At 39.2% G+C, this 20,174-nt stretch carries 21 protein-coding genes; 17 read left to right on the forward strand and 4 right to left on the reverse strand.

The window, feature by feature from the left end:
* Window positions 1-2 precede the first annotated feature (2 nt).
* Entirely contained in the window at window positions 3-410 is a 408-nt protein-coding gene (locus tag F0Q01_RS01480; RefSeq protein ID WP_090485482.1) for a Mov34/MPN/PAD-1 family protein, read from the reverse strand.
* Window positions 411-662: 252 nt separating this feature from the next.
* On the opposite strand from F0Q01_RS01480, the gene proC reads away from it, so the two are divergent.
* From proC to queF, 12 genes are all read left to right on the forward strand, one after another.
* Window positions 663-1,457, forward strand: coding sequence for a pyrroline-5-carboxylate reductase (gene proC, locus F0Q01_RS01485; protein WP_090152075.1), 795 nt, complete (start codon window positions 663-665; stop codon window positions 1,455-1,457).
* Window positions 1,458-2,018: 561 nt separating this feature from the next.
* Window positions 2,019-2,939: a CPBP family intramembrane glutamic endopeptidase gene (locus tag F0Q01_RS01490; protein ID WP_090485485.1), complete on the forward strand. Its 921-nt coding sequence runs from the start codon at window positions 2,019-2,021 to the stop codon at window positions 2,937-2,939.
* 62 nt (window positions 2,940-3,001) lie between these two features.
* A complete protein-coding gene (locus F0Q01_RS01495; protein WP_163927100.1) occupies window positions 3,002-3,766 on the forward strand; it encodes a CPBP family intramembrane glutamic endopeptidase in 765 nt (254 codons plus the stop codon).
* A 40-nt stretch (window positions 3,767-3,806) separates the two neighbouring features.
* Complete coding sequence (locus tag F0Q01_RS01500; protein ID WP_090485489.1) at window positions 3,807-4,406, forward strand: phosphatase PAP2 family protein; 600 nt, start codon at window positions 3,807-3,809, stop codon at window positions 4,404-4,406.
* The gene (locus tag F0Q01_RS01505) at window positions 4,381-5,196 is read left to right on the forward strand and encodes a CPBP family intramembrane glutamic endopeptidase (RefSeq protein WP_090485492.1); all 816 of its coding nucleotides are present in this window, start codon (window positions 4,381-4,383) and stop codon (window positions 5,194-5,196) included. Before F0Q01_RS01500 ends, F0Q01_RS01505 begins: the two co-directional genes overlap by 26 nt.
* A 2-nt stretch (window positions 5,197-5,198) precedes the next feature.
* Window positions 5,199-6,164: an alpha/beta fold hydrolase gene (locus tag F0Q01_RS01510; protein WP_090485495.1), complete on the forward strand. Its 966-nt coding sequence runs from the start codon at window positions 5,199-5,201 to the stop codon at window positions 6,162-6,164.
* Window positions 6,165-6,245: 81 nt separating this feature from the next.
* On the forward strand, window positions 6,246-7,361 hold the full coding sequence (locus F0Q01_RS01515; protein ID WP_090485497.1) for an SLC13 family permease: 1,116 nt from the start codon (window positions 6,246-6,248) through the stop codon (window positions 7,359-7,361).
* A 332-nt stretch (window positions 7,362-7,693) separates the two neighbouring features.
* Window positions 7,694-8,116 carry a 6-pyruvoyl trahydropterin synthase family protein gene (locus F0Q01_RS01520; RefSeq protein ID WP_090485500.1) on the forward strand — a complete coding sequence of 141 codons (423 nt, stop codon included), beginning with the start codon at window positions 7,694-7,696 and terminating at the stop codon, window positions 8,114-8,116.
* Window positions 8,117-8,118: 2 nt separating this feature from the next.
* Window positions 8,119-8,787, forward strand: a complete 669-nt coding sequence (gene queE, locus F0Q01_RS01525) for a putative 7-carboxy-7-deazaguanine synthase QueE (protein WP_090485504.1) — start codon at window positions 8,119-8,121, stop codon at window positions 8,785-8,787.
* Between the two features lie 11 nt (window positions 8,788-8,798).
* Window positions 8,799-9,371 (forward strand): GTP cyclohydrolase I FolE, encoded by a 573-nt coding sequence (gene folE / locus F0Q01_RS01530; protein WP_090485507.1) that lies wholly within the window; start codon window positions 8,799-8,801, stop codon window positions 9,369-9,371.
* A gap of 29 nt (window positions 9,372-9,400) precedes the next feature.
* Window positions 9,401-10,087 (forward strand): 7-cyano-7-deazaguanine synthase QueC, encoded by a 687-nt coding sequence (gene queC / locus F0Q01_RS01535; protein ID WP_090485510.1) that lies wholly within the window; start codon window positions 9,401-9,403, stop codon window positions 10,085-10,087.
* A gap of 27 nt (window positions 10,088-10,114) precedes the next feature.
* On the forward strand, window positions 10,115-10,606 hold the full coding sequence (gene queF, locus F0Q01_RS01540) for a preQ(1) synthase (RefSeq protein WP_090485513.1): 492 nt from the start codon (window positions 10,115-10,117) through the stop codon (window positions 10,604-10,606).
* A 68-nt stretch (window positions 10,607-10,674) separates the two neighbouring features.
* Here the strand turns inward: queF and pflA are convergent, their stop codons facing one another.
* Both pflA and pflB read right to left on the reverse strand, forming a co-directional pair.
* Entirely contained in the window at window positions 10,675-11,409 is a 735-nt protein-coding gene (pflA, locus tag F0Q01_RS01545) for a pyruvate formate-lyase-activating protein (RefSeq protein WP_090152044.1), read from the reverse strand.
* A gap of 364 nt (window positions 11,410-11,773) precedes the next feature.
* On the reverse strand, window positions 11,774-14,032 hold the full coding sequence (gene pflB, locus F0Q01_RS01550) for a formate C-acetyltransferase (protein ID WP_090485516.1): 2,259 nt from the start codon (window positions 14,030-14,032) through the stop codon (window positions 11,774-11,776).
* A 385-nt stretch (window positions 14,033-14,417) separates the two neighbouring features.
* Between pflB and F0Q01_RS01555 the strand changes: the two genes are divergently transcribed.
* The gene (locus F0Q01_RS01555) at window positions 14,418-15,059 is read left to right on the forward strand and encodes a hypothetical protein (RefSeq protein WP_090485519.1); all 642 of its coding nucleotides are present in this window, start codon (window positions 14,418-14,420) and stop codon (window positions 15,057-15,059) included.
* 101 nt (window positions 15,060-15,160) lie between these two features.
* On the opposite strand, the gene F0Q01_RS01560 is transcribed toward F0Q01_RS01555, so the two are convergent.
* Window positions 15,161-16,063 (reverse strand): exonuclease domain-containing protein, encoded by a 903-nt coding sequence (locus F0Q01_RS01560; RefSeq protein WP_090485522.1) that lies wholly within the window; start codon window positions 16,061-16,063, stop codon window positions 15,161-15,163.
* A gap of 135 nt (window positions 16,064-16,198) precedes the next feature.
* Here F0Q01_RS01560 and F0Q01_RS01565 point away from each other — a divergent pair, with 135 nt between their 5' ends.
* The 4 genes from F0Q01_RS01565 to F0Q01_RS01580 are packed head-to-tail and all read left to right on the forward strand — an operon-like array spanning window position 16,199 to window position 20,163.
* Window positions 16,199-16,774, forward strand: a complete 576-nt coding sequence (locus F0Q01_RS01565; protein ID WP_090152034.1) for a flavin reductase family protein — start codon at window positions 16,199-16,201, stop codon at window positions 16,772-16,774.
* Complete coding sequence (locus F0Q01_RS01570; RefSeq protein ID WP_090485524.1) at window positions 16,771-18,075, forward strand: M18 family aminopeptidase; 1,305 nt, start codon at window positions 16,771-16,773, stop codon at window positions 18,073-18,075. Before F0Q01_RS01565 ends, F0Q01_RS01570 begins: the two co-directional genes overlap by 4 nt.
* A gap of 45 nt (window positions 18,076-18,120) precedes the next feature.
* Entirely contained in the window at window positions 18,121-18,912 is a 792-nt protein-coding gene (gene hisA, locus F0Q01_RS01575; protein ID WP_090485527.1) for a phosphoribosylformimino-5-aminoimidazole carboxamide ribotide isomerase, read from the forward strand.
* A 36-nt stretch (window positions 18,913-18,948) separates the two neighbouring features.
* Window positions 18,949-20,163 carry an LL-diaminopimelate aminotransferase gene (locus F0Q01_RS01580; protein ID WP_090485530.1) on the forward strand — a complete coding sequence of 405 codons (1,215 nt, stop codon included), beginning with the start codon at window positions 18,949-18,951 and terminating at the stop codon, window positions 20,161-20,163.
* Window positions 20,164-20,174 lie beyond the last annotated feature (11 nt).

The raw sequence follows: 20,174 nt of genomic DNA on the forward strand, positions 1-20,174 counted from the left end.
CCTTATTTCACGTTTATTTCCAATTCTTCTATGCCTTCCCAGATATTCTGGCGAAAATAAGCTTTTACTTGCTTGGTGCCATCACTGGCAACAGAGGTGATACAGTAGTTAAGTTTGGGAATCATATAGGTTTTATCTTCCTCAGATAAAATAGCTGCAGCATCTGGGTGAGAATGGAAGAATCCAATAACATCTAGATGGTGGTGCTGGGCCCATTTTTCTATCATCAGATAGTCCAATGAGTCGATTCTGAAACTGTCAGTTTCTGCTACCAAATTCGGTAGATTACACACATCGTTTACTTGATTTAAGTCACTGTTGCCAAGCAATACACCGCAGGCCTCATTTGGATACTGAGCCTCAGAGATTGATGTCAGCTTAAAGAATGCTTCTTTATTAATCTGCAACATAAATCACCTCCCCACACCTATTAACTACTAAACCAGTAGGTTAGTAGGATAATATCAAAAACCACCAAAATTCACAATATGTCTAGTTCCACAGAAATCCTATAGCTAACTATCAATAATTTTGATAGCAGATGAGACAGGTTTTTTTATGGGAAAATAGCAGTGAAAAAACAACAAAAAATGTACAAAGAACGCGGAAAATGCTACACTTAGGTTGTTGTTTAAAGCAAAAGGATATGTGGAGGAAATGAAATGAAAATCGGTTTTATTGGAACTGGAAACATGGGCAGCGCAATGATGGGCGGTATGGTTTCATCGGGAATCGTGGCTGCATCTAATGTTATGGCTAGCGATATTTTCCAGGCTGCACTTGATAGAATTAGCGACCAGTTAAATATTGCAACAAGCACTAATAATCGTGATGTTGTAGATTTTGCAGATATTGTATTCTTGGCTGTTAAGCCTCAGTACTTAGCTGGAGCTATTGACGGAATCAAGGATATGGATTTTACAGATAAGATTGTAGTCAGCATTGCAGCAGGTCAGTCTATTGAAAAGCTTACTGAGCTTTTTGGCAAGCAGCTCAAGCTCATCCGTGTTATGCCTAATACTCCAGCACTTGTTGGAGAGGCTATGAGTGCACTTAGTCCTAACGAGCTTGTTTCAGAGGATGAGGCTGACATCGTGCTTCATTTATTTGAGTCATTTGGCAAGGCCGAGATCGTCCCTGAGAAATTGCAGGATGCTGTAGTTGGTATCAGCGGTTCTTCTCCAGCTTATGTATATATGTTTATTGAGGCACTTGCAGACGGAGCAGTTGCAGAGGGCATGCCAAGAGCGCAGGCATACAAGTTTGCAGCCCAGGCTGTACTTGGCTCTGCCAAGATGGTCCTTGAAACAGGTGAGCACCCTGGCGTACTTAAGGATGCTGTATGCTCACCAGGTGGCACTACAATAGAGGCAGTTGCTACACTTGAGGCTCTTGGATTCAGAAATGCAGTTATTGAAGCAGAGCGCGTTTGCGTTGAGAAGTCTAGAGATTTGTAGGATTGACGGGGCTGTAGCGTTGGCAGGCTTCTAGGTTTTAATATTGATTAATAATTGGATCTCTCCATGCGGGATAAGTAATCATATCCCACGTGGGGAGATTTTTTGTTTATTTCAGTGGCGAATCTGAGGTCGGCTACTGCCTAGATAGGGAAAATGGAAATAAGCAGTAGCGATTTTGGAGAATGTTACTGCCTAGATGAGAAAAATGAGAATAAGCAGTAGCGATTTTTGAGAATGTTACTGCCTAGATGAGAAAAATGGAAATAAGCAGTAGCGATTTTGGAGAATGGTACTGCCTAGATGAGAAAAATGAGAATAAGCAGTAGCGATTTTGAAAAAGGGTACTGCCTGGATGAGAAAAATAGAAATAAGCAGTAGAAATCAAAAGAAGGCTACAGCCTAAAATCGAAAAATAAATATAGGCAGTAGAATTTTTAAAATTTCATGTTGACATACTTCAGCTGTCGTAGTATAGTACTGCGATAGATAGAGTACTACGGCAGACGTAGTACGACACTAATAGTATGACAGACATAGTAATATAGCGGAGGAAATATTATGGATACAACAGTAACTAAGTGTAATAGTGGAAAAGTAAAGAAGACTATATGGCAGAAAATATTAGATTTTCCACTAGTACCACTTATTGAGATTGCCATTATTGGAATAATAGGTAATTTTCTAGGCAGAGGTGTTTCTAATTTATTTAGACCATTTGCAAATGAGCAAAACATTGATTCTATTAGATTTTTAGCGGCCTATTTTTCAACAGCTGGAACTGTTATAGCTCAGCTGATTTATATGTGGGTTGTAAAGCCTCACCGTCCAATGCTTAAGACAATGGGAACTAGTATCTCCGGCAACAATATAAAGATGGCATTTATAGGTCTTGTTGTTGGTTTGGTTATGAATGGTTCTGCAATTTTGGTGGCAGCCTTACATAAGGATGTGAAGCTGCATTTTGCTGGAGGCAGCCTGCTTTTATTTATTCTGTTATTCATAGCTGTACTTTTTCAGGCGAGCAATGAAGAGATTCTCTGCAGATGCTTCTTATATCATCGTTTTAACAAGATATTTAAAAGACCAGCTGTTGCTATGTTTATTGCCTCAACACTTTTTGGATTTCTACATTTATTAAATCCGGGAGTATCACCCCTTGCAATTATTAATGTAGTTCTTGCTGGACTTTGGCTTGGACTTCTTATGTATTGCTTTGACAGTATTTGGATGGCAATAGCTGCACACCTTGGCTGGAATTATTCTCAAAGCATTATCTTTGGTCTACCAAATAGTGGAAATGCATCAGCTTTCTCATTATTAAAGTATGACATGGCATCAGCAACAAATAGCTTTGCATACAATGTAGACTTTGGTGTGGAAGGAACAGTGTTTGTATGCATCATGCTGCTAGTAATAGATTGTGGACTTATCGTATATGCGATAACAAAGAAAAAGCAGCCTACAGATGTGTATCTTTAAAGATTCTTTAAGAATTTATTTGGTATTGTGTTATGGAAATTGGAAATGAAAGGAATAGGAAGATGAGTAAGAAAAAATGTGTGATAGGAATAATTTTAGCAATGATTTTTTCCTTTGGAATATCCATGGTTGCATATAATTTATTCCCAGAGAATACAATTGCTCAAGTGATATTGGAAGCTATTGATGTGGCAGGTTTGCTTGGAATAATAATTGCTTTTGGTCAAAAGAGAGAATTAGGGTTTTCAGTAGGCAGTTTCATTGAGGGCATTAAGTTAAATGCTTATGTGCTTGCCTATGCGGTTCCATTTTTTATCTATCATCTTGTTGATTGGTTGCTTGGAAATGGAGGCCCAGATTTTTATGCTAATACCATTGGTTCCGCGTTAATTCTTTTTCTTACAGCTGGAATGCGCGAGGAATTACTATTTAGAGGAATTGCTTTTAATTTCATTAAAGCTACAGGTGAACTTAGTCGTCCGATGGTTATTAAAGCTTCAGTTATTTCAGCACTCCTTTTTGGAATTTTGCATTTTTCAAATTATTTCTTTGGACAGGATTTGCTTTCAACATTATGTCAGGTGGTATATGCAAGTGCCATTGGAATATTCTTTGCAGCGGTTTATTTTAGGACAAAAAATATTTGGGCCAATATAGCAGTTCACTTTTTCTTTGATTTTGCCCATGTAAATATGGAGGAAGTTCTAGGGGTAAAAGGTAATTTAGTAGGTGAATCCATGTCTACTTTAATTTATTCAATTGTAACTATTGCAGTAGCTTTCTATCTTATGAGAGAAAAGAAATTACAGCCAGTGCTTCAGGGGTAAGAATCAACAGTAATTTAAATGACAGGGAGGATATTTTCAAATGGTAAATGGAGATATATTTTATTTCTCTTGGGAGCTTGATTTTCTTCATTGGTTGCAGGGGATTCATAATCCAATACTGGATAAAATAATGATTACTGCAACAAATCTGGAAGATTATGTTCTAATATTGCTGTTAATTTTTATAGGATTAACAGTTTTTCCCAGGAGCAGAAAAATAGGTGGGACACTTTTAGTGGCAACAATTGTTTGTTTTTTAATAGTAAACGTTGGAATGAAACCATTTATAACAAGATGCAGGCCATGCTGGCTTGAGCCCAGCGTAAAGCTACTTGTAAATGCACCTCATAGTTTTTCATTCCCATCGGGACATACAAATGCCTTTTTTGCCATGGCAACAGCAGTATTTTTAAGGAATAAGAAAATCGGAATTCCATGTCTAGCAACAGCGTCTCTTATTGCATTCAGTCGATTATATTTGTTTGTTCATTGGCCAACAGATGTATTAGGTGGAATTGTTACAGGAATTGTTAGTGCAATAATTGGATATATGGCCATCGAAGCATTAAGTAAATTGTTTGGGAGAATAAAGAAAAGAATTAAGGAGAAAAAATATGAAAACAAGTTTGAGATTAATTAAGTATTTAGGAGCAATTGTTTTATCATTTATTTTAATGACTTTTATACCGAGTTTGGTACTTTCATATATAAATATTACTAATTATTATGTTATGGTAAGCGTTTATTTATTAGTAATTATCGGGATTCTTGCTGTAACAGTAATTGTATTTGGTGAGAAAAAAGTATTTGCGTTTTCACTTAAAAGTTTCAAAGATACCTTTGTAATTGGTGGTGTTATGACAGCTATTACAGCTTTTTATTTGGTGACAAATATCTACACGGCAATTAAAGAGTATGGCACACCACTTATGGATGGTAAGACTATAGTGTTATTTCTATTATTAAATTTTCTGGGCGCTGGTATCAGAGAAGAGCTTCTTACCAGAGGTGTATGGCTTACATTCTTTAGAAAAGCTTTTGGTAACAGCAAGGCATCATATATAGTGGCAATGTCTTTATCTTCGATTCTTTTTGGTGCTATTCATATTACAAATCTTGATGGAGCAGTTGACCCTACACCAATTTACGCACAGATAATCTATGCTATTGGAATCGGATTTTTCCTTGCAGCCCTTTATTTTAGAACAGGAAATCTCTGGGGAAATATGGTACTTCACTTCCTTTTTGATATTAGCCTTATGGTTAAGCCTATGATTTACGGAAATAGGAGCGATATGGATGTGCTCATCGGAGAGTGGCTTGGCTCAGGAATAATCCTCAAGTCAATTCTTATTTCGGTGGTGTCAGTTGTTATTGGTCTTTACCTTATTAGAGGCGACAAATTCAAGGAAATCGCTGAGGCAGAATAAGTATGAAAAAATTTTTAAAATATACACGCAGATTTTTTATAGTTTCACTTTGCTTGATAATCGTTTTACTAGTAACTACATCGATTGTATATAGAGTAAAGCTTCATAAGATAATGAACACCCTAGAACCATGTAGGTGTTTGGTTTCTGCTGGAGAATATGAGTTAAATGTTGCTAGAATTGGCAATAGAGATGGAAAACATAAAATTGTATGTTGTTCTGGATTAAATGATGGCACTATGAATATTTCTTGGCGTAACATGACAAAATATATTGAAAAAGATAATGAGCTGTTGTTTATAGACCGTGCCGGCTATGGTCTTAGTGAGGACACCAAGGAAGATAGAACCGTAGATCAGATAGTAGAGGATTATCGAACTGTTCTCAAAAATCTGGGTGAGGAAGGTCCTTATATTTTGATGGGCCACTCTATTGGAGGAATGTACACATCTTACTGGCAGAGCAAGTATCCAGAGGAAGTGGAAGGGCTGATAATCATGGATGGAACCCTTTGCAATTTGGTTGATGAAGAGGAAAAAACAGCGGCTGTAAAACAGTGGAGATTTCTCTCTATAGCTGAAAAAGTTGGGCTTGAACCACTAGTAATGAAAAAATTATACTATAAGAATCTTCTGGATAATGTATCAGATAGAGAAGCAGACTTTCATTTGTATTTGTTTTCAAAGACTACAGGAAGTCATGCAACTATATCAGAGGTGAATCTAGTTTACGATAATGCCCAGGCAGTATGGAATAGTCTAAAGCCTAATGATGTACCAAAGATTTTTATTGATGCCAGCTATCAGGTTGCTAACAATTCTGATTTTGAAAAGGATTATTGGATACCATATGCTGAGAAGATGGGTAATTGCGATATTGTCCCTCTTTATGGTAGTCATTCTATTTACTTTGAAAAGTCAAAGGAATGTGGGAATATTGTTAAGAATTTTATCGCTGAGTTAGATTAAGATTTAAACTATTTATTGAAAAGAATAAAGCATCTGACTATAATGAATTCAGCAAATTAAGAGGATGAATGATTATAGATTATGGATGCAGTTAAGAGATTTATTAGAAATGAAATAGTACTTTGCGTAGCTTTTGTTTTGGCGGTGATATCAGCATTTGTGATTCACCCAGACAAAAGCTATTTTGCTTACATTGATTATAGAACCCTTAGTATTTTGCTGGCACTTATGATTACAATGGCAGGGCTTCAGAGACTTCATGTTTTTAGACAGATAGGAGAGCTTTTGGTTGCAAAGATGAGCTCGATAAGAGGAGTTACTCTTATTCTCATTGCCCTTTGCTTTTTCTCTGCTATGTTTATTACAAATGATGTGGCCCTTCTTACATTTGTGCCATTTTCGATTGTAACCTTATCTATTTCTGGAAGAAAAGATCTCTACATAATAGTGATAGTGCTAGAGACAATAGCTGCAAACCTTGGAAGTATGCTGACTCCACTAGGCAATCCACAGAATTTATATCTATACTCGATTGCTGGAATGAGCCTTGGGGCATTTATAAAATTAATGCTTCCATATAGTGTGGTAGCTCTTGCAATGCTTGTGATTGCAACCGTTATCAGAGTGAAGAGCGCTCCTGTTGTTCTTACAGAAAAGAGCGTATATGAGCGTAAAGCTCGGGATAAGAAGCTAATTGCCATGTACGTATTTACGTTTTTGGTTTCTATTCTAGTGGTTGCCAGAGTGCTTGATTATCGAATTGGACTTTTAATAGTTGCGTTGCTTGCATTTATCTTTGATAGGAGAGTTCTCAGAAAGCCAGACTATTCTCTTTTATTTACCTTTATCTTCTTATTTATATTTATAGGAAATATTAAGAGGATTCCTGAACTTAGTGGAGCCCTTAGTCAGCTTGTTAAGGTAAATGAGGTGGGAGTGTCTATTGGACTTAGCCAGGTGATTAGCAATGTGCCTGCAGCAATTTTATGCTCTGGATTTACAGACCAGATTGACAAGCTTATCATTGGAACCAATCTTGGAGGTCTGGGAACACTTATAGCTTCTATGGCAAGTCTCATTTCATTCAAACAGTACAGCTATATTGATGGTTCAGATTCTAAAAAATATATGATAGTGTTCACCGCTTTTAATATTATCTTTTTAGCAGTAATGTGTGCACTGTATTTATTAATGTAAGAGTTGTAAGCTGCTTTATGATTAATAAATTGGCGGTAGATAGAAATGTTAAGTATTGACTTGATTTTTTCTTGCTTAGGGAGTATTATAGTCAAGCAATTTAAAAGAGAAATTCGCCTACGGGCGAGGGACAGTTCGTTTGTACCATCCTGTCCATAAACAAAACCAGGACTAAAAAGTAATTTAGATGACTCAGTATGTTTGGGTTTATTTGAATCGATTATGATTAGTTGGTAAAGAAGGGGTGCACTCTTCTTTTTTTATTGTTTATCTTTAGTTTTCCATCCTAATCATATCCAGTTTTTTCTAGTCCTGTTTCAAGGAGATTTTCAATGTACTATTTAACTGCAGAAGCTTCATTTGATGGAGCACACTTTCTAGCTGGCTATGAGGGCAAATGCTCAAATTTGCACGGTCATCGCTGGAGAGTAATTTTAAATATAAAGTCTGAAAAGTTGCAGGCTGAGGGCCAGCAACGAGGAATGGTTGTAGATTTCGGCGATGTAAAAAGTGCTCTTAAAAAAGAGACTGATTACTTTGATCACACCTTTATATATGAAGAAGGTTCTCTTAAGGATACAACAGTTGCCGCTCTTAAGGACGAGAATTTCCTTATGAGAGTAGTGCCTTTTAGACCAACAGCCGAGAATTTTTCCAAGTATTTTTATGAGAAGTTTACTTCATACGGATTTAAGGTGGCAGAGGTGACAGTTTACGAGACTCCTAATAACTGCGCTAGCTACAGGGAGGATTAATTGTGGCTGTTTTTAATGTAGTAGAAAAATTCGTAAGTATAAATGGCGAAGGGCAGCATGCTGGCGAGCTTGCGGTATTCATAAGGCTCCGTGGATGTAATCTCTCATGTAGCTATTGTGATACTAGATGGGCCTGCACTGATGAAGCTGATGCTGAGGCGATGAGTGAGGACGAAATCATCTCATATGTTAAGTCGACGGGAGTGAGAAGAGTTACCCTGACAGGTGGAGAACCCTTGCTGGCAGAGGATATTGGAGTGCTTTTAGAAGCCTTTTCTAGTGAGAAAAATTTCCTAGTTGAAATAGAAACCAACGGTAGTGTTTTCGTAGGGGATTTTGCAAAAATAGATAACCCTCCAGCCTTTACTTTGGACTATAAGCTTGCTGGTTCTGGCATGGAAGATAAGATGGATCTTAGTAATTTCAAGTATTTGCAAAAGAAGGATACGGTGAAATTTGTCTGCTCTAATGTGTCAGAGCTTGATAAGGTCTGTGAAATAGTGGATGAGTTTTCACTGTCAGAGAAATGTACAGTGTTAATTAGCCCTGTGTTTGGTAGAATCGAGCCGGCAGATATGGTGGACTATTTAATAAAACACAAACGTAACGATATAAGATTGCAGCTACAACTTCACAAGTTTATTTGGGACCCAAATAAGCGAGGAGTATAGGAAGGTAAAATATGGCAATTAATAAGGAATTAATAAAGGAAAGCATTAGAAATATCATAATTGCGCTGGGAGATGACCCTGATAGAGCAGGACTTTTAGAGACACCGGACCGTGTGGCTCGTATGTACGAGGAAGTCTTTGAGGGAATGAATTACAGCAATGCTGAGATAGCAGATATGTTTAACAAAACATTTGACGAGGACTACTATGATGAGGATAGTCAGGATTTGGTGTTTGTTAAGGATATAGAGGTGTTTAGCTACTGCGAGCATCACCTTGCCCTTATGTATGATATGAAGGTAAGCGTGGCATACATTCCAAATGGAAAAGTAATTGGACTTAGCAAAATCGCAAGAATTGCTGACATGGCGGCAAAGCGCCTTCAGCTTCAGGAGCGTATCGGAAATGATATAGCAGAGATTCTGCAAATGGTGACAGGCTCAGAGGATGTGGCTGTATTTATTGAAGCAAGCCATTCGTGCATGACAGCCCGTGGCATCAAAAATGCGGGAGCCCGCACTCATACTCAGACCTTAAGAGGTCGATTTAAAACCGACAGTGATTTACTTGCTAGATTACATTAATCGCGGTATTAGGAGGATTTATATAAATAATGAAAGCTTTAGTTTTAGTTAGCGGTGGAGTGGATAGCACTACTTGCCTTGGAATGGCTGTAAAGGAATATGGCCATGAAAATGTTGTTGGCCTATCTATTTTTTATGGACAGCGCCATGATAAGGAGATAAAGGCAGCAGATGCTGTGTGCGATTTTTATAAGGTAGAGCATATTACACTTGATTTATCTACAATGTTTCAGTTTAGCGACTGCACATTGCTTCAGCATTCTGACGGTGAGATTCCAGAAGAGTCATACGCAGAGCAGTTATCAAAGACAGATGGCAAGCCAGTAAGCACTTACGTACCATTTAGAAATGGACTTTTCCTTTCTAGTGCCAGTGCAATTGCACTTTCTAAGGGATGCTCAAAAATCTATTATGGGGCTCACAGTGATGATGCAGCTGGCAATGCTTATCCAGATTGTTCAGAGGCATTTAACAAGGCTATGAACACAGCTATTTACGAGGGCAGTGGCAAGCAGCTTGAAATTGTAGCACCATTTATCAGTCTTAACAAATCACAGGTTGTAAAGAAGGGCCTTGAGATTGGCGTACCTTATGAGCTTACATGGAGCTGCTATGAGGGCCATGAGAAAGCTTGCGGAAAATGTGGTACATGCATCGACAGAAAGGCAGCATTTGAGTTAAACGGGGTAAAAGACCCTATAGAATATGAAAATTAATTATCGTAAATACGAAAGGAATCAATTATGGCAGATAGAGCAGCAGAGGGAACACTTACCCTTCTTGGAAACAAAAACAATGTATACCCAGACAACTATGCACCTGAGATGCTTCAGACCTTTTTAAACAAGCATCCAGAGAATGATTATTTTGTAAAATTCAATTGTCCAGAATTTACATCACTTTGTCCTATTACAGGGCAGCCTGATTTTGCTAATATTATCATTTCATATGTTCCAGGTGAGAAGATGGTAGAGAGCAAATCTCTCAAGCTATATTTATTCAGCTTCAGAAACCATGGAGATTTCCATGAGGATTGCGTAAATATAATAATGAAGGATTTAATCAAGCTTATGGACCCTAAGTACATTGAAGTATGGGGCAAATTCACTCCAAGAGGTGGTATTTCAATCGACCCATATTGCAATTTTGGTAAGCCAGGAACTAAATGGGAAGAAGTAGCATTTAACCGTATGGCAAATCATGATATGTATCCAGAAAAAGTAGATAATAGATAACTTATTGCATTAAGAAACCCCTTATTGAGTTTAGGTCAATAAGGGGTTTTGTTTAATTATTAAAATGATTAAAATGCACCAAGTATTTCCTTGGCATTGGCAATTCGCTCAGGAGTAGGAGACTCAACACCCTCGAGACGGTATGGAATGCCAAGCTCAGCGTATTTTGGAACACCGAGACTGTGGTAAGGAAGAACCTCAACACGCTCTACAGTCTTAAGAGTATCAATAAACTCGCGTGTGCGATGTAAAAGCTCATCATTGTCACTGCCTCCTGGCACAAGTACGTGGCGAATCCAAATACGAATACCCATATCTGAGATTTCCTGAGCCATCTGAAGAATATTGGCATTGTCAACACCAGTAAGCTTCTTGTGCTCCTCAGGATCGATATTTTTAATATCAAGCATTACTGTATCAGTAACACTCATAAGCTCTTTCCATTTGCTATAAAATGGCTCTTCGTGAGTGAAAGGCTGACCTGCAGTATCGATGCAAGTTGTGATTCCTTTTGCCTTGGCTTTCTTAAATAAATCCAATACAAAATCAATCTGAAGAAGTGGCTCGCCACCGCTGACAGTGATACCGCCGTCCTTTTTCCAATATGGCTTGAAGCGCATAGCCTTCTCAAGTACCTGATCAGCAGTATACTGCTCACCCTGGTGCTCAGCCCATGTCTCTGGATTGTGACAAAAAGCACATCTCATCTTGCAGCCATTTAAGAAAATCAAATATCTAACGCCTGGTCCATCAACGGCACCAAAGCTCTCAAACTTATTAATGTATCCTATAATTTCACTCATATCGTACCTCATTCTAAAATCCACGACTCGTCGTGAGTAAATATATAAGCACTATAGATACGCTTGCGCTCTTATTCGCTCCTTACGTTACATAAGATGCTGCTAGCGCACCATCTAAGTAACGAGGGCTCATAAAGGCCTTATAGTTGCTTATATATTTATTCACTTGAGTCTTAGTTAAAAATAAAAGCCCAAGTATATAAATGAGTACATTAAGCTGACCTTAAAGCGCACTCGTTACTTGAATCCGCAGAGCGGATTCTTATGTAACGTGAGTAGCGCGACAAGAGCGAAAGCGTGTCAGCGAATGTGCTCTTTATATACGTAGGGCTTTATAGGTTAGCCACAAAGCAGTGGTGTTATATTAAAGAGCCTCGTGGCATGTACGTGCGATAACGTCAAGCTGCTGAGTCTTTGTTAAGTCGATGAACTTAACAGCGTATCCTGATACACGGATTGTGAAGTTAGCGTACTCAGGCTTCTCTGGATGCTCCATAGCGTCGATGAGCTTTTCCTTACCAAATACGTTAACGTTAAGGTGATGAGCACCCTGATCGAAGTAACCATCAAGAACGTTAACAAGGTTGTTTACGCGCTCTTCCTCAGAGTGACCAAGTGCACCTGGGTTGATTGTCTGTGTATTAGAGATACCATCAAGTGCCTCTTCGTATGGAAGCTTAGCAACAGAGTTAAGAGAAGCGATAAGACCGCTCTTCTCAGCACCGTATGCTGGGTTAGCACCTGGTGAAAGTGGCTCGCCTGCTGGTCTTCCGTCTGGAAGAGCACCTGTAGCCTTACCGTATACTACGTTTGAAGTAATTGTAAGGATAGATGTAGTAGGCTCTGAATCTCTATATGTGTGGATGTGACGAAGCTTGCTCATGAATGTGCGGAGAAGCCATACAGCAATCTCATCAGCTCTGTCATCATCGTTACCGTAACGTGGGAAGTCACCTTCGATTTCGAAATCTGTAGTAACACCATTCTCGCCACGGATAGCCTTAACCTTTGCGTACTTGATAGCTGAAAGTGAATCTACACAGTGTGAGAATCCAGCGATACCTGTAGCAAATGAACGGCGTACGTGTGTATCAATAAGTGCCATCTGGCATACTTCATAGTAATACTTATCATGCATGTAGTGGATCATGTTAAGTGCTCCAACATACATGTGAGCTAACCAATCCATCATCTGATCGAACTTGTGCATAACCTCATCATAGTCAAGGTACTCAGATGTGATAGGTGTGTACTCTGGTCCAACCTGATCGCCAGACTTCTCATCGATACCACCATTGATAGCGTAAAGAAGACACTTAGCAAGGTTAGCACGAGCACCGAAGAACTGAAGCTCCTTACCTGTCTCTGTAGCAGATACACAGCAGCAGATTGAGTAATCATCGCCCCATGTAACTCTCATAACATCATCGTTCTCGTACTGGATAGAAGATGTGTTAACTGAGATCTTAGCAGCGTACTTCTTGAATGACTCAGGAAGACGGCTAGAGTACATAACTGTAAGGTTTGGCTCTGGTGAAGGTCCCATGTTCTCAAGTGTGTGAAGGAATCTATAACATGTCTTTGTAACCTGGTGACGACCATCAAGACCGATACCACCAACCTCAAGAGTAGCCCATACTGGGTCACCTGAGAATAACTGGTTGTAAGACTCGATACGAGCGAACTTAACCATACGGCACTTCATTGTGAAGTGATCGATGATCTCCTGAGCCTCAGCCTCTGTGATAACGCCGTTAGCAAGGTCACGTGTAAAGTAGATATCAAGGAATGTAGAAACACGACCTACTGACATAGCAGCACCGTTCTGAGTCTTGATAGCTGCAAGGTAACCGAAGTATAACCACTGAGCAGCTTCCTTAGCGTTAGCAGCTGGCTTAGAAATATCGAAGCCGTAAGAAGCAGCCATTTCCTTCATGCCCTTAAGAGCGTTGATCTGGTCTGTGATCTCCTCACGAAGCTGGAAGTCATAACGTCTCATACCCTGACGGTTTGTGTTAGCGAAGTCGATCTGCTTCTTCTCGATAAGGTAATCAATACCGTAAAGAGCAACTCTTCTGTAATCGCCGACGATACGTCCACGACCGTATGTATCTGGAAGACCTGTAAGGATCTTGTTGTGACGTGCCTTCATGATCTCAGGTGTGTAGATATCGAATACACCCTGGTTATGTGTCTTATGATATACTGTAAAGATTTCGTGAAGCTTCTCGCTTGGCTCATAGCCATACATCTTGCAAGACTGCTCAGCCATCTTGATACCACCGTAAGGCATGAATGCTCTCTTAAGTGGCTTATCTGTCTGAAGACCTACGATCTGCTCGAGATCCTTTGTCTCCTCTGCGATGTAACCTGGGCCATAAGAAGTAAGAGATGAAACAATCTCTGTCTCCATGTCAAGTACGCCGCCCTTAGCACGCTCAGCTGCCTGAAGCTCCTGGAGCTTGCCCCAGAGAGTGTTAGTAGCGTCTGTAGGACCTGCTAAGAATGACTCGTCTCCATCATATGGAGTGTAGTTGTTCTGGATGAAATCACGTACGTCTACGTTATCTTTCCAAACGCGACCTACGAATCCGTTCCATTGTGCGAAATCGTGATTTGCCATTTTATTATCCTTTCATTGTTTAAGGTTTATAGTTGTGAGCTAGTGGGGTTGTGTTAAAATTTTATCAATCAAGTTAGATAAAACTAACACCTTAGCTCATATTCACTATAACATAACTCTGATAAAAATTTCACAATGTATTTGAATAAATACATAATAAAAATGTATTTATCTAAATACAAAAAAATATAGGCAATAAACAATAGTTGGTGGGGAATATTCCATATGAACTAGGCGGATTTTAACTACTATATTATATATTAAATGGGGAGATAAATTTTTTAAAAAGTATTAAATTAATACTTTACTAATATGATTTTTTATGATACATTATCCCTGTGCTAAAAATTGATACTAAAAAATAATTTATTTAAGGAGTAGAAATATGAAAAAGAAATTAGCTTTAATGCTAGCAACAATCACAACTGTTGCAGGTCTTTTCACAGGTTGTGGAGAGAAGGATGTACATGGAAAGTATGAGGCAAAGGTAGGCTTTTCAGAAATGCTTAGTGATGATGAGATCAAAGAGATGGACGAGTTTGCTGAATATGGTCTTGATTTTTCTGGTATAGAGGTCAAAATTAATCTTGATCTTACAGAAGAAGGAGATTTTACACTCTCATATGATGGTAAAGCATTTAAGGATGATTTATCAGATACACTTGAGAATAGTATGGATGGTCTTATCGACGCATCATTGGAAGCAGCTGGTATTTCAAGAGATCAATTGACAGATGAAATGGCACAGATGTATGGATATGATTCTGCACAGGCTTTATTTGATGATTTTTCTAATCAAATGGTTCCTTATATTGAGGAAGGGTTAGACGATTTAGAAAAAGAAGTAGAAGAGGATACAGTTACTGGAACATATAAAGTTTCCAAGGATTCTGTAGTATTTGTTGTAGAAGATGGTGATGACACAAGCTTGAAAAAGGGCACTATAAATGATGATGGCACTATTTCAATCACTATTGAAGGCGATGACGATAAGTCTGTTGACGTTGTTTTTGAGTTACAGAAGTAGATAATCAATTATTAAGTGCTTAATAATACGCATTATGAAGGGCTTTCTGAAATAAAATAAAAACCGTGGATGTATTTTTAGATATTACACCCACGGTTTTATTATGCTTTTTTATTTTCTTCTTCAATTTTCTCGGAGAATGTTCCCATGTAAACATTTCCTTTGCCAAGTAAAAATTCCAGGTCGTCCATGAAGGCCTTTGTCTTAGGATCCTCCTCAAAGCCCTTGGACTTGATTTCTTTTAAGAACTGCTCCCCAAGCTTTGACTTGATGATGTAATCCTTGTCTTCGATTTCATCATTGAAGCTTCGATTTTTGACGTATTCGCCACGGAATTTCTTGTATTCAGCAGCCTTGACACCATCGTAAACCATCTGGTCCTGCTCGATGATGCGGATGCATTTGAGCATGTCCTCAGCATCGGATAGGGCGTTGTGCTCAACAAGTCCGCCTAGACCGCAGATAGTCTTCATATCTGCAAGGGAAAGATTGGCGTCTAATCCACCTGTAATATCGAGGCTGACTTCCTTTTGGATGTTTTCAAAAGTGCTGATGAACTTAGCAACACTTCTTTTTAGTGGCTTCTCAAGAACTCGAGACTCGAAGTCTCGCTGGAAGCTATTTTTGTCTCCACCCCAGACGCATATTTTTCCAACCTGATATGCCTTTATGCGATTGATGAGCTCCGTCATTACCTCCTCATAGGTAGGGGCAAACTCCAGCTCCTCATTGGTAAGACCTGTAAGCTCTGTGATAAGTGGTGGGAGCTTATGACCAGGGCGAAGCTGAACAGTAGAATAGAATCTATCAAGCTCCTTGTGCTCTGGGTTGGTGATAATAACGCCAACTGAAATGACATCTTCGATAGAACTCTTTTTATATCGGGCGCTTAAATACTCGGCGTCCAAAAAGGCCTGATTCTTGCCCTTGAAACCTGCAGGTGCAGTCTGGCTAGGACCTTTAACTTTTTTCGATTGTGATTTATTCGAGTTTTGCTTGTCCAAAATTATCTCCATTTATAAAACATATTTGATGATTCATTGTACCATGTAAACCTCTTAAATGTAAAATGAACACCCTGTTATTTATAGAAGATTTAAGGTATAGTAAAAAGCGTAAGAAATTAACGGGAGGTCAGTATGGCTAAGGAAAAATGGAAAGCGGGAAATATGATTTATCCTCTTCCGGCAGTGCTTGTTACCTGCAGAAGCAAATCAGGTGAGGATAATGTTTTTACAGTGGCTTGGACTGGCACAGTCTGCACCAATCCGCCTATGGCATATATTTCCGTACGACCTAGCAGATATTCTTATAACATGATTAAAGAGACAGGTGAATTTGTGATTAATCTCACCACTGAGGAGATGGCTAAGGCCACAGATTATTGTGGCGTCACCAGTGGAAGAGATGTGGACAAGTTTCAGCGCTGCGGTCTTCACAAGGAGGAGGCAGACGAGGTGAATGTCCCAATGCTTGTTGAGTCGCCTGTAAACATAGAGTGTAGAGTCCGTGAGGCCCATGAATATGGCAGCCATACCATGTTTGTGGCAGATGTCATTTGCGTACATGCAGATGAGAAATACATGAATGAGTCGGGTAGATTTGAGCTTGAAAAATCAAATCCCCTCGCATACTCTCACGGCACATATTTTGGATTGACTAGTCCGAAGGGGACTTTTGGATATTCTGTAAAGAAAGGAAAAAAGAAAAAATGAATAAGACAATAAAGGGGTTATTTGATTTTATAGGCAAGGGACCATCTCAGTTTCATGTGGTAGAGACTGAGCGTCAGGCATTTTTGGCAGCTGGTTTTCAGGAGCTTTCCGAGTCAAAATCATGGAAGCTTAAGGCGGGCAAGAACTATTTTGTCACAAGAAATGGTTCTTCGATCATTGCTTTTAGAATGCCTAAAAAAGAATATGAGAGCTTTATGATTATCGCTTCTCACAGCGATTCTCCTACATTTAGAATCAAGGAAATGCCAGAGATGAAGGAGGGCCACTATGTAAAGCTCAACACAGAAAAATATGGTGGAATGCTTATGGCTCCTTGGTTTGACAGACCTCTTTCCATTGCAGGTCGTGCTCTCGTTAAGGGGAAAAATGAGCTTCAGGTAAAGCTTGTGGATTTGGATAAGGATTTGTGCATGCTTCCTTCTCTTGCTATCCACATGAATCGAGAGGCCAATGATGGTTACAAATACAACGCGCAAAAGGATATGCTTCCACTTGTTTCAATGAATGAAAGGTTCAACCTAAAGGAGCTTGTGGCTAAGCACCTAGATGTAAAGCCTGAGGATATCATTGGCTCTGATTTGTTCTTATATAATAGAGAAGAGGGCAAAGTCTGGGGAGCAGAGGATGAGTTTATTTCCTGCAGAAGACTTGATGATTTGCAGTGTTCTTACAGTTCTATGGAAGGTATTCTCGCTGCTAAAAATTCAGAGACGGCGGTACAGCTTCACGCTACATTTGACAATGAAGAAGTAGGAAGTGGAACAAAGCAGGGTGCTGATTCTACATTTTTATATGACACTTTAGTACGTATAAACGAATCTGTTGGTGGCAATAATTCAAGACTTTTATCTGCTATCGCAAATTCATTTATGGTATCTGCAGACAATGCTCACGCTCTTCATCCTAATTATTCTGAAAAGAGCGACCCTACAAACAAGGTGTACATGAACGAGGGTATTGTTATCAAGTTCAACGCTAATCAAAAATACATGACAGATGGGCTGGCATTTGGAATTTTCACTGAAATTTGCAAAAAGGCAAAGGTGCCATACCAGACATTTGTAAACCGTTCTGACGTGGCTGGAGGCTCTACACTTGGCAACATTTCCAACGCCCATGTTTCCATCAACGGAGTGGACATCGGATTGGCTCAATTGGCCATGCATTCGCCATATGAGACGGCTGGTGCAAAAGATACAGAATATTTAGTAAAATTAACGAAAACTTTTTACGAAACTGTTATTGAAAATCAATCAGGCCTTGCTTATACTGTGAAGTGATTTTTATAAAAAGTACGATTAAACAGGCAAATATGGGGGCTTGAGATGTTATTTAGACCATGCATCGACATTCACAATGGCAAAGTAAAACAGATAGTTGGTTCTACATTATCTGACCTTGGAAAGGAAAATGGACATCCACAGGAGAATTTTGTGGCGGATAAGGATGCTGCTTATTACGCTGATTTATACAAAAAAGATGGACTTCGTGGAGGCCACATTATCAATCTTAATAAGAAAAATACACCAGAATATGAGGCTTCTAAGGCAGAGGCTATGAAGGCGTTATCTACATTTCCAGGTGGCATTCAGTATGGCGGTGGTGTGGATGATTCCAATGCAAAAGAATTTATTGATGCAGGGGCTAGTCATGTCATAGTTACTTCGTATGTTTTCAATAATGGCCGAGTTGATTTTGAGGCTCTTAGAAAGCTTTCTGGAATTGTGGGTAGAGAGCATTTAGTTCTTGATTTGTCATGCACTAGAGTTGATGACAAATACTACATTGTCACAGATCGTTGGCAAAAGATTTCAAAAGAGATTATTACATACAATTTTTTAGATAAATTGGCATTCTACTGCGATGAATTTTTGGTTCATGCAGCAGATGTTGAGGGGAGAGGAAGTGGCATAGATAGAGATTTAGTAGGATTTTTATCTGGCTACAAGAGGGTGCCTATTACATATGCTGGCGGTGTTCACGATTATAGTGATATTGAAACCATCAGCTATCTTTCTGATAACAATATGGATTTCACTGTAGGTTCATGTCTTGATTTGTTCGGCGGAAAGCTTTCCTACGAGAGAATAATTAAGCAGATTTCTACTAGAGAATAAAATACATTTCATAATTATTAGAAATAGGAGGCAACGATGTTTAAGGTAAACACTAATTTTCAAAAGCTACCAGGTAGCTATCTTTTCTCAACAATAGCCAAGAAAGTGGCTGCTTATAGCGAGGCTAATCCAAATGCTGACATTATCAGACTTGGTATTGGCGATGTTACTCAGCCAATCGCACCAGCTATGATTTCTGCTCTTCACAGCGCAGTAGACGAGATGGGCGACGCCAAGACTTTCCACGGATATGCACCTGATTTAGGTTATCCATTCCTTCGCGAGGCAATCGCTAAGAATGATTACCAGGCAAGAGGTTGTGATATTTCCGCAGATGAGATTTTTGTTTCTGATGGAGCAAAGTCTGATTCAGCTGATATTCAGGAGCTTTTCTCTGCAGATGCTCGCATTGCAGTTTGTGATCCTGTTTATCCAGTTTATGTTGATTCAAATGTAATGGCTGGTCGTTGTGGCACTTATGATGAAAAGTCTGGCAAGTGGTCAGATATTATCTATATGCCTACTACAGCTGAGAATCATTTCGTGCCAGAGTTCCCTAAGGAGACTCCAGACGTAATTTATCTTTGCCTTCCAAACAATCCTACTGGAACTACTCTTACAAAGAGCCAGCTTCAGCTTTGGGTTGATTATGCTAATAAAAATGGCAGCCTCATTATTTTTGATGCAGCTTATGAGGCTTATATTTCAGAGGATGATGTTCCTCATTCAATCTATGAGTGTACTGGTGCAAGAACTTGCGCAATCGAGATTCACTCATTCTCTAAGAATGCGGGATTTACAGGCGTACGTCTTGGATACACTGTAGTACCTAAGGATTTAGTATTTGACGGTGTTGCTCTTCACGGAATGTGGGCTCGTCGTCATGGCACAAAGTTCAACGGTGCTCCATATATTATCCAGAAGGCTGGCGAGGCTGTTTATTCTCCAGAGGGCAAGGCCCAGATTAAGGAGCAGGTTGGATATTACATGAACAATGCCAAGACAATTTACACAGGTCTCAAGGACGCTGGCTTCGAAGTATACGGTGGTGTAAATGCACCTTATATTTGGCTTAAGACTCCTGATAAGATGACATCATGGGATTTCTTTGATTACTTATTAGAGAAGGTTCAGATTGTTGGTACACCAGGTGCTGGTTTTGGACCTTCAGGCGAGGGCTACTTTAGACTTACAGCTTTCGGTTCTGCTGAGAACACACTCAGAGCTATCGAGAGAATTAAAAACATTTAATATTAAGAGAG

Origin of the sequence: Pseudobutyrivibrio xylanivorans (assembly GCF_010906925.1) — a bacterium.
Lineage (GTDB): Bacteria > Bacillota > Clostridia > Lachnospirales > Lachnospiraceae > Pseudobutyrivibrio.

Bases quoted from the DNA above. Each gene is read 5' to 3' on its own strand.
- F0Q01_RS01480 (WP_090485482.1), bottom strand. From the start codon at position 410: ATGTTGCAGATTAATAAAGAAGCATTCTTTAAGCTGACATCAATCTCT.
- proC (WP_090152075.1), top strand. From the start codon at position 663: ATGAAAATCGGTTTTATTGGAACTGGAAACATGGGCAGCGCAATGATG.
- F0Q01_RS01490 (WP_090485485.1), top strand. From the start codon at position 2,019: ATGGATACAACAGTAACTAAGTGTAATAGTGGAAAAGTAAAGAAGACT.
- F0Q01_RS01495 (WP_163927100.1), top strand. From the start codon at position 3,002: ATGAGTAAGAAAAAATGTGTGATAGGAATAATTTTAGCAATGATTTTT.
- F0Q01_RS01500 (WP_090485489.1), top strand. From the start codon at position 3,807: ATGGTAAATGGAGATATATTTTATTTCTCTTGGGAGCTTGATTTTCTT.
- F0Q01_RS01505 (WP_090485492.1), top strand. From the start codon at position 4,381: ATGAAAACAAGTTTGAGATTAATTAAGTATTTAGGAGCAATTGTTTTA.
- F0Q01_RS01510 (WP_090485495.1), top strand. From the start codon at position 5,199: ATGAAAAAATTTTTAAAATATACACGCAGATTTTTTATAGTTTCACTT.
- F0Q01_RS01515 (WP_090485497.1), top strand. From the start codon at position 6,246: ATGGATGCAGTTAAGAGATTTATTAGAAATGAAATAGTACTTTGCGTA.
- F0Q01_RS01520 (WP_090485500.1), top strand. From the start codon at position 7,694: ATGTACTATTTAACTGCAGAAGCTTCATTTGATGGAGCACACTTTCTA.
- folE (WP_090485507.1), top strand. From the start codon at position 8,799: ATGGCAATTAATAAGGAATTAATAAAGGAAAGCATTAGAAATATCATA.
- queC (WP_090485510.1), top strand. From the start codon at position 9,401: ATGAAAGCTTTAGTTTTAGTTAGCGGTGGAGTGGATAGCACTACTTGC.
- queF (WP_090485513.1), top strand. From the start codon at position 10,115: ATGGCAGATAGAGCAGCAGAGGGAACACTTACCCTTCTTGGAAACAAA.
- pflA (WP_090152044.1), bottom strand. From the start codon at position 11,409: ATGAGTGAAATTATAGGATACATTAATAAGTTTGAGAGCTTTGGTGCC.
- pflB (WP_090485516.1), bottom strand. From the start codon at position 14,032: ATGGCAAATCACGATTTCGCACAATGGAACGGATTCGTAGGTCGCGTT.
- F0Q01_RS01555 (WP_090485519.1), top strand. From the start codon at position 14,418: ATGAAAAAGAAATTAGCTTTAATGCTAGCAACAATCACAACTGTTGCA.
- F0Q01_RS01565 (WP_090152034.1), top strand. From the start codon at position 16,199: ATGGCTAAGGAAAAATGGAAAGCGGGAAATATGATTTATCCTCTTCCG.
- F0Q01_RS01570 (WP_090485524.1), top strand. From the start codon at position 16,771: ATGAATAAGACAATAAAGGGGTTATTTGATTTTATAGGCAAGGGACCA.
- hisA (WP_090485527.1), top strand. From the start codon at position 18,121: ATGTTATTTAGACCATGCATCGACATTCACAATGGCAAAGTAAAACAG.
- F0Q01_RS01580 (WP_090485530.1), top strand. From the start codon at position 18,949: ATGTTTAAGGTAAACACTAATTTTCAAAAGCTACCAGGTAGCTATCTT.